Origin of the sequence: Mesorhizobium sp. M7A.F.Ca.US.008.03.1.1, assembly GCF_003997495.1 — a bacterium.
GTDB lineage: Bacteria > Pseudomonadota > Alphaproteobacteria > Rhizobiales > Rhizobiaceae > Mesorhizobium.
Genome location: NZ_RZRU01000001.1, coordinates 611802 through 627069 on the forward strand (window position 1 = coordinate 611802; position 15268 = coordinate 627069).

General features: G+C 63.5%; 12 protein-coding genes and 1 pseudogene. 2 read left to right on the forward strand and 11 right to left on the reverse strand.

Annotated features, from left to right (window positions below):
• Window positions 1-21: 21 nt before the first annotated feature.
• The 4 genes from EOA16_RS02795 to EOA16_RS02810 all read right to left on the reverse strand — a co-directional run bounded on the left by EOA16_RS02795 (window position 22) and on the right by EOA16_RS02810 (window position 4814).
• Window positions 22-996 (reverse strand): ABC transporter substrate-binding protein, encoded by a 975-nt coding sequence (locus EOA16_RS02795; RefSeq protein WP_127255266.1) that lies wholly within the window; start codon window positions 994-996, stop codon window positions 22-24.
• 421 nt (window positions 997-1417) lie between these two features.
• Entirely contained in the window at window positions 1418-2182 is a 765-nt protein-coding gene (locus EOA16_RS02800) for an SDR family oxidoreductase (protein WP_127255268.1), read from the reverse strand.
• Window positions 2183-2271: 89 nt separating this feature from the next.
• Window positions 2272-3162: a DUF427 domain-containing protein gene (locus tag EOA16_RS02805; protein ID WP_164754088.1), complete on the reverse strand. Its 891-nt coding sequence runs from the start codon at window positions 3160-3162 to the stop codon at window positions 2272-2274.
• Window positions 3159-4814, reverse strand: a complete 1656-nt coding sequence (locus EOA16_RS02810) for an ABC transporter substrate-binding protein (protein ID WP_127255270.1) — start codon at window positions 4812-4814, stop codon at window positions 3159-3161. The genes EOA16_RS02805 and EOA16_RS02810 overlap by 4 nt, the downstream gene beginning before the upstream one ends.
• A gap of 113 nt (window positions 4815-4927) precedes the next feature.
• Here EOA16_RS02810 and EOA16_RS02815 point away from each other — a divergent pair, with 113 nt between their 5' ends.
• Window positions 4928-5830, forward strand: coding sequence for a LysR family transcriptional regulator (locus EOA16_RS02815; protein WP_127255272.1), 903 nt, complete (start codon window positions 4928-4930; stop codon window positions 5828-5830).
• Window positions 5831-5863: 33 nt separating this feature from the next.
• Here EOA16_RS02815 and EOA16_RS02820 read toward each other — a convergent pair whose 3' ends face one another.
• The 7 genes from EOA16_RS02820 to EOA16_RS02850 form a co-directional block, all read right to left on the reverse strand.
• On the reverse strand, window positions 5864-7894 hold the full coding sequence (locus tag EOA16_RS02820) for an ABC transporter ATP-binding protein (RefSeq protein ID WP_127255274.1): 2031 nt from the start codon (window positions 7892-7894) through the stop codon (window positions 5864-5866).
• Entirely contained in the window at window positions 7887-8765 is an 879-nt protein-coding gene (locus EOA16_RS02825) for an ABC transporter permease (RefSeq protein WP_127255276.1), read from the reverse strand. Before EOA16_RS02825 ends, EOA16_RS02820 begins: the two co-directional genes overlap by 8 nt.
• Window positions 8762-9715, reverse strand: coding sequence for an ABC transporter permease (locus EOA16_RS02830; protein ID WP_127255278.1), 954 nt, complete (start codon window positions 9713-9715; stop codon window positions 8762-8764). The genes EOA16_RS02825 and EOA16_RS02830 overlap by 4 nt, the downstream gene beginning before the upstream one ends.
• 71 nt (window positions 9716-9786) lie before the next feature.
• A complete protein-coding gene (locus EOA16_RS02835; RefSeq protein WP_127255280.1) occupies window positions 9787-11451 on the reverse strand; it encodes an ABC transporter substrate-binding protein in 1665 nt (554 codons plus the stop codon).
• 249 nt (window positions 11452-11700) lie between these two features.
• Entirely contained in the window at window positions 11701-12885 is a 1185-nt protein-coding gene (locus tag EOA16_RS02840) for a mandelate racemase/muconate lactonizing enzyme family protein (RefSeq protein ID WP_127255282.1), read from the reverse strand.
• Between the two features lies 1 nt (window position 12886).
• Window positions 12887-13993: a mandelate racemase/muconate lactonizing enzyme family protein gene (locus EOA16_RS02845; RefSeq protein ID WP_127255284.1), complete on the reverse strand. Its 1107-nt coding sequence runs from the start codon at window positions 13991-13993 to the stop codon at window positions 12887-12889.
• A gap of 35 nt (window positions 13994-14028) precedes the next feature.
• Entirely contained in the window at window positions 14029-14721 is a 693-nt protein-coding gene (locus tag EOA16_RS02850; protein WP_127255286.1) for a GntR family transcriptional regulator, read from the reverse strand.
• Window positions 14722-14968: 247 nt separating this feature from the next.
• Between EOA16_RS02850 and EOA16_RS02855 the strand changes: the two are divergent.
• Window positions 14969-15268, forward strand: a pseudogene (locus EOA16_RS02855) (IS110 family transposase); the annotation flags it as partial.

Here is a 15268-nt window from a genome sequence, read left to right on the forward strand (position 1 = left end):
TCAATTTTCCAGTCGGAAGGATCACTGCGCCCAAGCTTTCCAGTCGGCCTCGTGAGCGGCGATCCAGGCGGCGGCGACGTCTTCCGGCGTCTTGCCACCGAGATCGATCTCGCCGCTCATCTTGTTGAGTTCGTCGGTGTCGACCGTGTAGGCCTTGGCCACCTTGTAGGCGACCGGCCATTTGTCCTTCATGCCGGACCAGGAGTACTTCCAGATCTCGCCATGCGGCTTGCCGCAATCATATTTGGCGTCGGGGTTCACGCCCCATTTCGGGTCGTTGTAGCACTCGGGCGTGTATTCGGGGAATTCCACCCACTCGCCCTTGTACTTGGCCGGCGCCCAGTGTGGCGAATAGATCCACAGCATGATCGGCGCCTTGCGCTGATAGGCCGAGTCCAGTTCGGCGAACATCGCCGCGTCGGTGCCGGCATGGATAACGGTGAAGGGCAGTTTCAGCGCCTCGACGCGCTCGTCGTCAAAGCCTTCCCATGTCACCGGGCCGCCCAGATAGCGCCCCTTCGGCGCGGTCTCCGCCGTCGAGAAGGCTTCGGCGCATTTCGGATCCTTCAGCGCTTCCCAGTTGGGCAGGCCGGGGCATTTTTCCTTCATGTATTCGGGAAACCACCATTCTTCCTTGGCCTTCGGTCCAAGCTTGCCCAGCCGCTCGGTCTGGCCGGTGGCGTCGGAGGCCTTCATGGCCTCGCCGGCGGTCGTGTCCCAGAATTCCAGACCGACATCGAGGTCGCCATTGGTGAGACCTGTGGTCAGGCTGGAGAGGTAGTCGGCTGTCGGATATTCGACGGTATAGCCGAGCTTTTCCAGGATACCGCCGAGGATCTTGGCGTTCAGATTGACGCTGGTCCAGTCAAACAGCGCGATCTTGATCGGGTCATTGGATTCGGGTGCGGCGGCTTGGGCGGAAGGCGTCAGTGCACTCGCCGCGGCGAGTGCGAAGGCTCCCATTGTCAAGTTCGAAATCACACTGCGAAGTGACATGCTTGTTCTCCTTCAAGCTGTGAAAATTATCGTTCGTTCCCTTCTTGCGGCTTTTCTTGATTGTGTTGGAAAGGCTGGTCTTTGCGCAAGGCCGTCGGCGCCGAATTGTTGCCCCGGCTTTGGCCAGCGCAGGCAAGATGATGCTCAATTCTAGTGATGATGGGATAGGCCCGCAGTGTCGGCGTCATGGCTGCCGACGGATCGCTGCGGGAGCGGTCATCTGCGGATCGATTTCCAGTCCTGCGGCGCCCTGCAAGGTGCGAGCCATCAAGGTCCCATGTTCTCGGCTGTCGACCCGGGCAAGCCCCATCTCGCCAAGGCCGTTTCATAGGATGAAATTATATATACCAAGGTTCATGTCGCGCAACGGCCTAACGCCTCGTGGGACGTATAAATTCAGACTGCAGGCGAAGTCGAACCCTTACCAGCAGACGTAGCCGCCATCGACAATCAGGTCGAGGCCGGTGACGAAACTCGCGGCGCGGCTGGCCAGGAACACTGTCGGTCCGACCATCTCCTCCGGCGCCGCCATCCGTCCCATCGGCGTGTCGCGCTTGAAGATCTTCACCTCTTCGGCCACCTCCGGCCGCTTGTTCATCGGCGTCAGCGTGTAGCCCGGGCTGACGACATTGACGCGCAGGCCGCGGTCGGCCCACTCCATGGCGAGGCTCTTCGACATGTGAATGACGGCGGCCTTCGAAGAGTTGTAGTGCGCCTGTGTCAGGCCCCGGTTGACGATGGTGCCGGACATCGAGGCGATATTGATGATCGAGCCCTTGCGCCGCGCCAGCATCTTGCGCGCTTCGGCCTGGCAGGACAGGAACACGCCGGCGACATTGACCTCGTGCACCTTCTGCCATGTTTCCAGCGGCATCGTCTCGGCCGGTTCGGAGCCGGCAACGCCGGCATTGTTGACGGCGACCGTCAGCGCGCCAAGTTCGCTCTCGACGCGATCGATCGCCGCCGCGAGATCGCTCTCAGACGTCACCGTGCCGGTCAGCACCAGCGCCTTGCGGCCGAGCGCCGTGATCCGGTGCGCCGTTTCGTCCAGCCCACCCTTCGATGCATGGCCGAAACAGGCGACGTCGGCGCCCGCCTCGGCCAGTCCGATCGCGATTGCCTGGCCGATGCCGCTGCCGGCGCCGGTAACCAGCGCGACATCGCCGTCCAGCTTGAAAAGATCCATCGAGTGCCCTCCCTGTCTCAGGGAGCGTATGCGCTGAGCCGTGCTTCGATCAAGCGCCCACGTGAACGCGGCTCAAGGGGCGTCGATGCTCAGAAATATCCGCTCGACGCGGCCGTGGCTTCCTTCGGGATTTCGACGCCATCGACCAGGATCTTGTCGACCAGTTCGTGGTGGAAACAGACCAGCCCCTTGATGCGCTCCGCCTCGTGCACCGGCTCCGGATAGTACCAGACGAGGTTCTCGTGGCGCTTGGCCTTGGTCGTCACATGGTAGTAGTTGGAGATGCCTTTGTAGGGGCAGCGCGAAATGTAGCGGCTGGGCGCGAACATATCGAGCCGCGTGTCCGCGATCGGCAGATAGTGGCGCACCGGATGGCCAGTCTCGAACAGGAACACGCCGCGGCGTGAATCGGCGACCTGTTCGCCGTCGAGGATAACCTGTACGCGCCGCGACGACGGCAGGCAGTCGACCCGGCGGAACGGATCGCGGGCGTGGACGAAAATCTCCTCGTCCTCCTCGAACCAGTGGCCCATCTTGCTCCAGGTGAACGACATGTAGTCCGATATCGGTGGACAGCCCTTCACCGGATCGAGATAGCGCCAGGCCGCGTCCTCGACCAGCGTGATGCCGGTGTTGAGCGAATAGTGGGTGGCTGTGCCCTTGAATGGGTCCTCTGTCGTCGTCTTGCTCGGCAGCAGGAACTCCTCGCGCACATCGCCGATCGGGAAATAGTAGACCGGCAGGTGATCGGATTCGTAGAGCACCAAGGCGTTGGTCGTATCGGCCACGGTCATTGACCCGACCTGCACACGCAGGCGCTTCTGCGTCGGCATGGTGAAGGCTATGTAGCCCGGCTCGAATTCGTACTGCACGATGTTATCGAGCAGCGGAAAATGCGGCCCACGGCCGCGCAAATGAGGCTTGCGAATGGTAGTCTCCCGTTTCTTTTCTTTCGCGATCGGGCGCTGGGGCACGATCAGCTCAATGACACGCGATCGAGCAGCAGCCCGGCGGCGATCGGCGGCAAGCCGCTGACATTCTTGCGCACCGGCACCAGCAGATCGGGGAAATAGCTGAAGATGACAGGCGTTTCGTCGAGCAGCAGTTTCTGGATGTCGGAGGCGGCACTGCGCTGCGCGCCGACATCGAGCGCCTTGAGATAGCTGGTGACCATGCCGTCATAGGCCGGACTCTTGAAATGCGCCGCGTTCCACGGGCCGTCGCTGACCAGCGGGCTGTTGAGGAAGACGTTCGGCACGCTGCGATGCGCGTAGTCGGTGATGCCGAGCGGGCTGTCCAGCCAGTCCGACTGGCCGAACACCGCCTTGCCGTAATATTTGTCCTGGTCTTCGATGTTGAGCGAGATGCGCGCACCGATTTCCTTGGCGAAATTCTGGAACAACTGCGCGTAGCCGGGAATGTCGGAATAGCGCAGCGTCGTCAGCGTGATGTCGAAGCCGCTGGCGAGGCCCGCCGCCTCCAGCAACTGCTTGGCCTTGGCGATGTCCTGGACGCGCTGCGGCACCGTCTTGTCGGTCGCAGGGAAGGCCGGCGCGAACGGGCTGTCATTGCCGGTCGCCGCCATGCCGCGGCACAGGCCGTCGACCAGCTTGGAGCGATCGATGCACAGCGCCAGCGCCTGGCGCACACGCTTGTCGGTGAAGGGGTCCGTGTCGCAGCGCATGTGAAGCTGGCGGTGGGCGGTCGAAGCGACGCGCAAGACGGTGATATCAGGACTGTTCAGCACCACCTGGCTGACATCGAGCGGAACCGCGTCGAGAATGTCGACCTCGCCGGCCTGTAGCGCCAGGATGCGCGGCTGCACGTCACCGTAGAACTTGAATTCGAGCCGGTCGGGCAGCGCCTTCTCACCCCAATAGTCGGGATTGCGGATGAAAGTCGCGCCGACCTTTGGCGTGTAGGTCTCCAGCCGAAATGGCCCGGTGCCTTCAAAAGTCTTTTCGTAGTCGCCCTTATAGCTCGCCGGCAGGATGACGGCGTTGTAATTGTCGATCGACACCGAATAGGGAAAGCTGCCATTCGGCGCATCGAGGTGGAAGGCGACAGTGTGATCGTCGACCTTCTGCGTGCCGCCCTTCGACAGCAATCCCTTGAACACCGAAAGCGCGTTCGAGGCCCCGTTGGGATCGGCCAGCCGGTCGAAGGTGGCGACGACGTCGTCGGCCTTGAAGTCCTCGCCATTGTGGAATTTCACGCCTTTGCGCAGCTTGAAGGTCCACACGCTGCCGTCTTCGTTTGGCGCCCAGCTCTCCGCCAGCACCGGCTTCAGGGTGAGGTCCGGCTGCGTGACGCAGAGAAACTCGGCGGTCTGGAAAACCAGCTGGTAGCTGCCGCTGTCATAGTAGGTGACGGGATCGATGGCGCCGCCCGGCGTCGCCACGCCGGCGCGCACCGTGCCGCCCGGCTTGCCCTCGGCGCGAGCCGGCTGCGTGCCAAAGCCAGCTGCCGCGACAAGGCTGCCCAGAAAGGGCAAGGAAAGACCAAGCACGCTGCCATGGCGCAGGAAGTCGCGCCGGCCCAACCTGCCGGCCAGCAATTCGTCCACAGCGGAATTTTCGATTGCGGTGAGCGTTCTGCGAGCGTTGTCGACGATCCGGAAATGCTTGGGCATGGCTGGATTCCTCGCTTGTCTTGGGGCTCGGCCATCTAGTTCATTGTTGACTGCCGCCGGAAAGCGATATTTTTTGATAGGGGTCATCGAAATTTTCGATGCAAGAGGTGGGCATGGACACTGAAAATCTGCGCAGCTTTCTCGAGGTCGCCGCCCATGGCAGCTTCACCGTCGCGGCTGGCCGGCTCAACCTCGCCCAGTCCACCGTCAGCGCGCGGATCAGGGGGCTGGAGGAGCAGTTGGGCCGCCGGCTTTTCGTGCGCGACCGCGATGGCGTCACGCTGACGCCGGCCGGCCGGCAGTTCCTGCCGCATGCCTCGTCGATCACCCGCACCTGGGAGCAATCTAGACAGGACATCGCCGTTCCCGATGGCTACGAGACCTTGCTGCGGCTCACCGCCCCTGCCTATCTGTGGGACCGCATCACCTCGCCATGGGTCGAGTGGATGCGCGCCAGGCGGCCGAACGTGGCGCTGCGGCTCGAAGGCAGTTTCCCGGATCTGGCGATCGACCAGCTGGCGGAAGGCCTGCTCGACATCTGCATCCTCTATCTGCCGCGACCGCATCCCGGCATCGTCTACGAAACGCTGGCCGTCGATCAGGTCGTGCTCGTCCAGCATGCCGCGCAGACCAAGCCTTGGACCGAAAATTACATCCTGATGGACTGGGGACTGGAATTTCGCATCGAGCACGACCGCGCCTTTGCCGGCACGGTCAAGCCCGCCATATCGGCCGGGCTGGTCTTCATCGGCCTGCAGCATGTGCTGTCGCAGCAGGCCGCCGCCTATCTGCCGCTCAGCGCCGTCAGCGGTCATATCGAGCGCGGCGAGATGCGGCGCATCGACAACGCGCCTGTGTTCCAGCGGCCGATCTACCTCGCCTATCCCTCGAACCCCGTCTCTTCGGATGTCCTGGATGTCGCGCTGACTGGGCTGCGCACGCTGCCCAGAGACTGGGCGGAGGGGCAGGGCTTTTCAGAAGGTGATCGTTCCCTCAGCATGGCCGGCCAGATCTGACTGGCCAAGCCGCCCTAGCGACGGTGACGCCCGCTATGCCGGCTCGGTTGCGACCGCCCTCTGCAGCCTTGCCAGTTCGGTGTAGGGAATGTGGCAGCGGATCGAGTGTCCAGGCTGGGCCTCGCTGAGCGGCGGTTCTTGCTGCTCGCAGATCGGGCCGATCTTGCGCGGGCAGCGGGTGTGGAACACGCAGCCCGACGGCGGGCTGGTGGCGCTGGGGATCTCGCCGTCGAGACGAATGCGTGCCGTCTCGGTCTGATCGAGTTTGGGCACCGCCGACAGCAGCGCTTCGGTGTAGGGATGATGCGGCCCGGAAAAGACGTCTTCGGACGGTCCGAGCTCCATGATGCGGCCGAGATAGAGCACGGCGATCTTGTCGGAGAGGTAACGCACCACGGCCAGATCATGCGAGATGAAGATGTAGCTGACGTCTTCCTTCGACTGCAGGTCGGCGAGCAGATTGAGGATCGCCGCCTGCACCGAGACGTCGAGCGCGGAGGTCGGCTCGTCGCACACCACGATGCGCGGGTCGCCGGCGAAGGCGCGCGCAATGGCGACGCGCTGCTTCAGGCCGCCGGAAAGCTGGCGTGGCTTGACGGCAAGATGCCGGTCGGTGAGCCGCACCGAGCGGACGAGGTCGTTGAGGCGCGCCTCCAGCGCCTTGCCGGAGAGGCCCGCCAGCCGCTTCAACGCGCGGCCGATCAGGTGGCGGATCGAATGCGAGCGGTTGAGTGCGGAGTCCGGGTTCTGGAAGACGATCTGCATCGCCTTGATCTGGTCGTCGCTGCGGTTCTCCAGCCTGGGCGCCAGGGCCTTGCCCTCGAGCTCGATGGTGCCGCCCGCGTCAGGCGGCACCAGGCCGAGCAGCAGCCTGGCGAAGGTCGTCTTGCCGCTGCCGGACTCGCCGACCAGCCCCAGCGTCTCGCCGGGCCGCAGATCGAGTGACACGTCCTTGACCGCGCGCAGCGCGTGGCCATGGCTGGCATAGGTCTTGTTCAGCCCGGCGACCCGCAGCACCGGTGCGGCTGCCGCCTTTGGTGCCGGCGCAACATCGCTCGGTGTCGCGCGCGGCAGCGCCTGCGCCTTGTCGTGATGGAAGCAGCGCGACAGCCGGCCGCCCAGATCGTAGAGCGGCGGCAATTCGCTGCGGCAGCGGTCGTCGGCGAGCGCGCAGCGGTCGGCGAAGGCGCAGCCCTTGATATCGACCCCAATGCCGGGCAGAAACCCCGGAATGGTGTCGAGACGGCCCTGATCCTTGCGTTGGCCACCGCGCGGCAGGCAGCGCAGCAGGGCGACCGTGTAGGGATGGCGCGGATCGTTGAACACGACATCCGTCGGCCCTTCTTCGACCAGCATGCCGGCATAGAGCACGCCGACCCGATCGCACATGTTGGAAACGACGGCGAGGTTGTGGCTGATGAACAGGATCGAGGCCGACAATTCCTGCCTGAGCTGCGCGATCAGGTCGAGCACCTCGGCTTCCACCGTCGCATCGAGGCCGGTGGTCGGCTCGTCGAGGATCAGCATCGATGGATCGTTGGCCAGCGCCATGGCGATCGCCACGCGTTGCTGCATGCCGCCGGAAAGCTGGTGCGGGTAGCGCTGCATGACGCTCGTCGGGTCAGAAATGCGCACGCGGTTCAGCATCGCAATTGCCCGTTCGGTGGCCGCTTGTCCCGAGACGCCGCCGAGTTCAAAAATCTCGGTCAGCTGACGGCCGACGCGGATCGAAGGGTTCAGCGCCTTGCCCGGGTCCTGATAGACCATGGAGACGCTTTCGGCCCGCGCCCGCCTGAGCGCTTCGGCATCCAGCTTCATCACGTCCTGGTCGTCGAGCGAGATGGCGCCGCCGGTGATCGAGCCGTTGCGCGGCAGATAGCGCACGACGGTGAGCGCGACGGTGGATTTGCCGCAGCCGGATTCGCCGACCAGCCCATAGGCCTCGCCCTGGCCGATGGTGAGGCTGAGGTTGCGCAGCACGGCGCGATTACGGCCGGCGACGCGGTAGGCAACCGACAGATCGGTGAGTTCGAGTGCGTTTTCGGCCTTGGCGGAGTTAGTCATTGAGCGCTCCGTGAACGCCGTCGGCCGCCAGATTGACGCCGATCACCAGTGAAGCAATGGCCAGCGCGTCGAACAGCACCGTCCACCAGAAGCCGCCGCCGATCATGCCGTAATTGTTGGAGATCGACAGCCCCCAGTCGGGCGAGGGCGGCTGGATGCCAAAGCCCATGAAGGAGAGCGTGGCGACGGCGAAAATGGCATAGCCGAGCCGCACAGTGGTTTCGACCAGGATCGGCGGGACGACGTTGGGCAGGATCTCGACGAACATCGTATGCAAAGCGCTTTCGTGCCTGAGCTGTGCGGCGGCGACATAGTCGAGTTCGCGCTCGGCCAGCACTGCCGAGCGCACGGTGCGCGCGATGATCGGCGCGAAGCTCAGGCCGATGACGACGATGACCGTCGTCTTGGAGGTGCCGAGCGCAACGATCGCCAACAGCGCGACGATGACCACCGGGATTGCCATGAAGGCTTCCAGGATGCGGCTGACGACATCGTCTACGAGGCCGCGAAAATAGCCGGTGATGAGGCCGAGCGCCGTGCCGGCCACGGTCGCCAGCAAGGTCGCCAGCGGCGCGACGGTCAGGATGTCGCGTGAACCGACAATGACGCGCGAGAAGACGTCGCGGCCTATCTGGTCGGTGCCGAACCAATGTTCGGACGAAGGCGGCGCCAGCGCATTGATGATGTCGTCGGCGAGCGGATCGTAGGGCGCGAAATGCTCGCCGAACAGCGCGCAGGCGACCCAGAACAGCACGATGGCGAAACCGACAAGGAACGTTCGCGAGCGCAGCAGCGAGAAAAAGACCTCGGCCAGCGGGCCGCGCCGGCGCATGTCGTCGGGTGTGGGGGAGCTGGTCTGGACGGCGCTCATTGATCTGACCCCAGCCGGATGCGCGGATTGAGCACGGAATAGAGGAAGTCGGCGACAAGGGTGGCCACGGCATAGACGATGCCGATGGTTAGAATGCCGGATTCCAGCATCGGGAAATCCTTGCCGCGCGCGGCGGTGAAGATCAGCGAGCCGATGCCTTGGTAGCGAAACAGCGTTTCGATGACGACCAAGCCGCCGATGAGATAGCCGGTCTGTGTCGCGATAACGGTGATGGTCGGCAGCAGCGCGTTGCGCAGCACATGCCGCCAGATCACCGTGCGCCAGGGCAGGCCCTTCAGCACGGCCGTTCGCGTGTAGTCGGAATCGAGCGCTTCGATCATGCCGGAGCGCGCCATGCGAGCGATATAGCCGAACAGCACCAGGAACAGCGGCAGTGAAGGCAGGATCAGGTAGTAGAGCTGCGTGAAGAAGCCGGCGTCGCGCGGCCATGCAGCCGATATAGGCAGCCAGCGCAGCCACACACCAAAGATCAGGATCAGGATGATGCCTGTGACGAACTCGGGCAGCACCGTCACCGACAGACCGCCGAGGCTGATGATGCGGTCGAGCGGGCGGTTGAGATTGAGTGCGGCAACGACGCCTCCGAGAATGCCGATCGGCACCACCAGCACGAAGGCGACCGCCGCCAGCTTCATCGAATTGCCCAGCGCATCGATGACGAAGGGCGCGACCGGCGAGCGGAAGATGTAGGACGTGCCCATGTCGCCCTGGACGAAGTTGGAGATCCAGTCCCAGTACTGGGTCAGCAGCGGGCGATCGACGCCGAGCGTGTGATTGAGCGCATCGACCGCGCGCTGGTCGGCGAACGGACCCAATATGGCGCGCCCGACATTGCCGGGCAGCACCTGGCCGCCCAGAAACACCATGATCGAGAGCAGGAACAGCGTCACCAGCGACAGCGAGACACGCCGGACAAGGAAGGAGAGAATGGCTAGGACTCCTTGCGGAGCCAGCCCCCATGCGGGAGCTGGCTGTTAGAGGATTGGCTTTCTCTTTCCGTTCAGGCCTTCGATGCCTTGTCGAGGAACAGCTGCGACATGGCGGTCGGCTGTACGCCGGCCACGCCCTTCGCCGTCGCCGTCAGATAGTCGTAGAAATAGCCGAAGATGACAGGCGTTTCCTCGAGCAGCAGCTTCTGGATCTTGCCGGCGTCGGCCTTCTGCGCCTCGAGGTCGAGGGCTGCGATGTAGCTGGTCGCCAGCGCGTCATAGTCCTTGTTCTTGAAATGCGCCGCATTCCAGGTGCCTTCGCTCTTCAGCGGCGCCGCGAGATAGACGTTCGGCACGCCGCGGTGGCCGTAGTCGGTGATGCCCATCACCGAATCCAGCCAGTTCGATTTGCCGAACACCGCGTCTCCGTAATATCCGCTCTGGTCGAGGATGTTGAGATCGAGTTGGACACCGATCTCCTTGACCCAGTTTTGGATGAGCTGGGCGTATTCGGGAATTTCCAGATAGCGCTCGGTGGTCAGCGTTATCTTGAAGCCCTGGCCAAGGCCGGCTGCTTCCATGAGCTGCTTGGCCTGGGCGATATCCTGCTTGCGCTGCGGCACGCTCGTATCGGTCGAAGGGTAGACGGCGGCGAACGGGCTGTCATTGCCCAGAGCGGAGCGTCCCTTCATCAGGCCGGCGGCCAGCTTGTCGCGATCGAGGCAGAGCGCAATGGCACGGCGCACGCGCGCATCCTTCAACGGGCCCTCGTCGCAGCGCATGTGCAGTTGCTGATGGGCCGACGACTTCAGGCTGATGATGTCGACGTTCGGATCGTTGAGCAGAGCGACACCGGCCAGCACTGGCATCTGGTTGATGATGTCGACCTGTCCGCCCTGCAACGCCAGGATCTGAGGCTGCATGTCGGTGAAGAAGGTAAATTCGGTGCGCTCGGGCAATGCCTTCGGCCCCCAATAGTCCTCGTTGCGGACGAAGGACGCACCGACCTTTGCCGTGTATTTCTCTATTTTGAACGGCCCGGTGCCGTCGAAGCTCTTTTCGTAGTCGCCCTTGTAGCTCGCCGGGATGATGACGGCGTTGTAGTTGTCGGACGACAGCATGTAGGGGAAGTTGCCGTTCGGCGCATCGAGGTGGAATTCCACCGTGTAGTCGTCGACCTTCTTTGAGGCGCCCTTCTGCAGGATGCCGGTGAACACCGACAGCGCATTGGACGAGTTTGCCGGATCGGCGAGGCGGTCGATGCTGGCCACGACGTCGTCGGCTTTCATCTCGCCGCCGCTGTGGAATTTTACGCCCTTGCGCAGCTTGAAGGTCCATACCGTGCCATTGTCGTTCGGCTTCCAGCTTTCGGCCAATGCCGGCTGCAGAACGAGGTCGGGGCCGTCGACGCAGAGGAACTCGGCAACCTGCTGCATGACCAGCAGGCCGCCCGCGTCCGCGATGGTGACGGGGTCGATGGTCGCTGCCGGCACGCTGCTGGCAACGCGGATGGTGGCGCCGGGTGCGCCCTGCGCGCGCGCCAGCGACGGCATGCCGCCGAGGCCGGCGGCCATGCCGATGCGGCCCAGCAGCGGCAGCGACAGGCCGAGCAGGCTGCCGTGACGGACGAAGTCGCGGCGGCTGACACGGCCGTCGACGAGGCCATCGATCAGGTGATTTTCAAGCGGCGTGCGATTGCGCCGGATCAGGTCGAGAATGCTGTAGTTCTTGCTCATGGGTTTTTACCCTTTCCCCTATTTCTTATGGTTGACGAAATTTCGTGGATTGCTCCATTTTTCGGCCGCCAGAGAGGTCTGTCGACCGGAAATTTAGCATGCGGTTTTGTCCGGTCCATCCAGTCGTGGCGTGGACGCGCCGGATCGTTGGCTGCACTGCTTCCACCCCCTTTGTCCAACCTTCCCGACCGAAGTCGCGGCGGCCGGCTTCTCGTTTCTTGGCCACTTGTCTTGGCCGCTTGCCGTCATCTAGTTCAGCGGCAAACGGCGATAGGTTCCGGGCTTTGCCGGGTCATGATACTTGTTGCACGGTCCTTTCTCGGTAAAGTCTCTGTGACAGGCAGCGAGGTTTTCCCGCGACAAGGTGACGCCGAGACCGGGACCTTCCGGCACCCGCACGACGTTGTTTCTGGGCGAAAATCGCCCTTCCTCGGTGACATCCATCGGCAGCATGCGAAACAGCGACTGGTTTGGCTCCCTGATCCAGCCGAGTGCCGCGCACAGATGCAGATAGGCCGCGCTTCCGATGCCGCTGTCGCCGCTGTAGCACCAGAAATCGATGCCGGCGTGCTCGCAGGCGCCGACGAAGCGCAACAGCCGGCCAATGCCGCCATGCGTCGTCGGGTTGCCGACGAAGGCGTCCGGGACCTTGGTTTCCATGGCACGCGCAATGTCGATGTTGTGGGTCGAGAACGGGATCGAGCAATGGCGCCGCAACTCGCGCATCTCCTCGATGGTCGCCACCGGATCCTCCCAGTTGCGCACACCCAATTCTTCCAGCGGGCGCGCCAGCCGCCGCGCGGTGCTGAGTGAATAGGCCTGGTTGGAATCGATGCGGATCATCGCATCGTCGCCAAGTTTGCGGCGGATCAGCTCGACCATCCTGAGCGAGATTTTAGGGTCTTCAGTCGAAAATTTGCCTTCGAAGAAGGTCGTTCCATGTGTCTCGTGCAATTCGACGCAATAGTCGGCGACTTCCTCGGGCGTCCTCTCGCCCTTCACCTTTGGTCCGTCGCCACGCAACGAAAAATAGTCGGTGAACGGGATATCCTTGCGCACGGCGCCGCCAAGCAACTGGTAGAGCGGCTGGCTCCACGCCTTGCCGCGCAGATCCCACAAAGCCATTTCGATGGCGCCGAAAGCCATGATGCGGGTGCGGTCGTTGATCGACTGCACGCCGGTCCAAAAGGGCAGGCAGACATGCTCGGCGCCGGCGATGTCGAAGGCATCGCGCCCGACCAACCGTGGCGCCAGGACATCGTTGATGATCGCGGCCGCCGCCGGCGTCGGCGCTTCGCCGAGGCCGACCAGGCCATCCTCGGTCTCGACTTCGACGATGGTCGGCGAAAATCCGTCGAGTTCGCCGAACACCCAGGCGTAGGGCGCTTCGAGGCGCAAATTGATCGGCGTGGCTTTGATGCTGCGGATTTTCATCTCAGCGGCCGACCTCGAAGAACGGCACGCCGAGCAGATCGGGAACGACGTCGATACCGAGACCCGGCCCGTCTGGAATGCCCATGCGGCTGCCGGTGACCGGTGGCATGTTCGACGCCGTGCGCACCGTCACCCATTCATGGAAGGCGATCGCATGCAGCCGGCGCTCCTCCGGCGTCGACAACGACAGATGCGCCATCGCCGCCGTGTCGATCTCGGCACCGCCCGTGTCCTCGACCGTGATCATGAAGCCGAGGTCGACGGCGACGTCGCGGATCTGGCGCGTCTTGGTCACGCCGCCAAGGCGCGAGATCTTCAGGGTCAGTCCGTCGGCCGCGCCGAGGCGATGAATTTCCAGCATCGCCTCGAGCGAGGTGACGGATTCGTCGAGCACCATCGGCTTGTCCAGCATGCGGCGCACCGACATGTTCTCGTCGATCGTGGTGCAGGGCTGCTCGAACGTGTAGTCGATGGTGCGCGTGGCGTCGGCGAACTGGCGCGCCTGGTAGGGCGTCCAGCCGGCATTGGCGTCGCAGAAGATGACCGTGCCTTTCGGCACCGAGGCGGCGACCGCGGTGACGCGTTCGATGTCGTCATGGACATTGCCGCCGACCTTGACCTGCAGCCGGCGGAAACCGTCCTTGACGATGCGCTTGGCCAGCGCGGCCATGGCGTCGACGCTGCCGTGCGTGACGACCTTGTAGAGTTCCGCGGTGTCGCTTTCCTTGCCGCCGAGCAGCGTGACCAGCGGCACGTCGGCGGCTCGTGCCGCCAGATCCCAGCAGGCCATGTCGAGCGCCGACTTGATGTAGGGATGGCCCTTGAACACCGTGTCCATCAGCCGCCCTACGCTGGCCAGTCCGCGTGGATCGTGGCCGATCAGATGCGGCGCGATCTCGACCACGCCGGCGCGGGTACCGGCGGGGAAAGCCGCCGAGTAGAAATTGCCGAGCGGCGCCATCTCGCCCCAGCCGGTGATGCCGCTGTTTGATGTCATGGACACGATCACCGCGTCGAAAGCGTCGGCCTCGCGCCCTTTCGACATGCGGTATGGCCCGTCCACGAAGGGCTGCACGACATGGTAGGCCTTGACGGTCTCGATCTGCACGTGTGTTGTCCGCTGTCTGTGATGTTGGGAACGGGTCAGGCGCCCCTCGACGGGCGTTGTTCGAGGCCGCGCGCGTAGGCAAGCAACTCCTCGAAATCGAGATCGATGTGCTCCCTGGCATGGCGCTGGGCTGCACGCATGTCCTTGCCCTTCAGCAACCGCACATAGGTTTCGTGAACGTCTTCGGCCGGCACCGGCTCATTGCGGGCATGCTGGTGGAGCGCGAAATACATCTGCAGCCGGCTGGTCAGCCGCTGCCAGGTTTCCAGCAGCACCGAATTGTCGGCCCATTCGTAGATCAGGCCATGCAGTTGCAGCGCGGTTTCGATTTGGCGTGTCGTGTCCAACGCGCGGGTCGCCTGCTTCACGGCTTCGTGGCGCCGGTCGATCTCGTCGAAGAAGCGCTGGTCACGCAGCGGCCACGCCCGCTCGATGGCCAGCTCGTCCATCACCTTGTTGAACGAATAGGCATCGTCGATGTCCTTGGCTGTGACCTCGATGACGAAGGTGCCGGCATAGGGGATGCTGGTCAGGATGCCTTCCTGGACCAACTCGCGCATCGCCTCGCGCAGCGGCGCGCGGCTGACGCGCATCTGTTCGGAGATACGGAGTTCGTTGAGCTTCTGGCCGGGCGCGAGCTGGCCGGTCAGGATCGCGCGCCGCAACAGCGCGACGATTTCGGCGCGTCGCGTCGTGTCCGCGATCGGACTGAAATCCGCTTTCGCCATTCGGCCACTCCCAGGGAAACCGAAAGCAAGACAAGCAGATTGTCGACAATCTAACAAGAGGTTATTTCTGGACTGATTGGCGACGCTGCAGAGACCGTTTCGAAATTCGCTCTGGCGAGTCATATGGTGGTGGTTTCGAGAACCGGAGCGGAGCGTACTTTTGTACGTGTTGGGGTGGACGGCCCCCGACGGCATCGTGATGTGCCAGAATGAGGTCGTTGCAGATCTCAAACAAGGGAGACCGTCCGTGGAAAATCTTATTCGCATTGGCCTGGATACGTCAAAGAGCGTTTTCCAGTTGCATGGGGTGAATGAAGCTGAACAGCCGGTGTTGCGCAAGAAGCTGCGGCGCAATCAGGTACTGACCTTTTTTGCAGGGCTTTCGCCGCTGAAGATTGGCATGGAGGCCTGCGGCGCATCGCACTACTGGGCGCGGGAATTGCGCGCGCTGGGCCATGAGGTGATGGTGTTGCCGCCGCAGTACGTGAAGCCCTATGTGAAGCGCTCCAAGTCGGATGCGGCGGACGCCGGGGCGATCTGCGAGGCG

Bases quoted from the DNA above. Each gene is read 5' to 3' on its own strand.
- EOA16_RS02795 (WP_127255266.1), bottom strand. From the start codon at position 996: ATGTCACTTCGCAGTGTGATTTCGAACTTGACAATGGGAGCCTTCGCA.
- EOA16_RS02800 (WP_127255268.1), bottom strand. From the start codon at position 2,182: ATGGATCTTTTCAAGCTGGACGGCGATGTCGCGCTGGTTACCGGCGCC.
- EOA16_RS02810 (WP_127255270.1), bottom strand. From the start codon at position 4,814: ATGCCCAAGCATTTCCGGATCGTCGACAACGCTCGCAGAACGCTCACC.
- EOA16_RS02815 (WP_127255272.1), top strand. From the start codon at position 4,928: ATGGACACTGAAAATCTGCGCAGCTTTCTCGAGGTCGCCGCCCATGGC.
- EOA16_RS02820 (WP_127255274.1), bottom strand. From the start codon at position 7,894: ATGACTAACTCCGCCAAGGCCGAAAACGCACTCGAACTCACCGATCTG.
- EOA16_RS02825 (WP_127255276.1), bottom strand. From the start codon at position 8,765: ATGAGCGCCGTCCAGACCAGCTCCCCCACACCCGACGACATGCGCCGG.
- EOA16_RS02835 (WP_127255280.1), bottom strand. From the start codon at position 11,451: ATGAGCAAGAACTACAGCATTCTCGACCTGATCCGGCGCAATCGCACG.
- EOA16_RS02840 (WP_127255282.1), bottom strand. From the start codon at position 12,885: ATGAAAATCCGCAGCATCAAAGCCACGCCGATCAATTTGCGCCTCGAA.
- EOA16_RS02850 (WP_127255286.1), bottom strand. From the start codon at position 14,721: ATGGCGAAAGCGGATTTCAGTCCGATCGCGGACACGACGCGACGCGCC.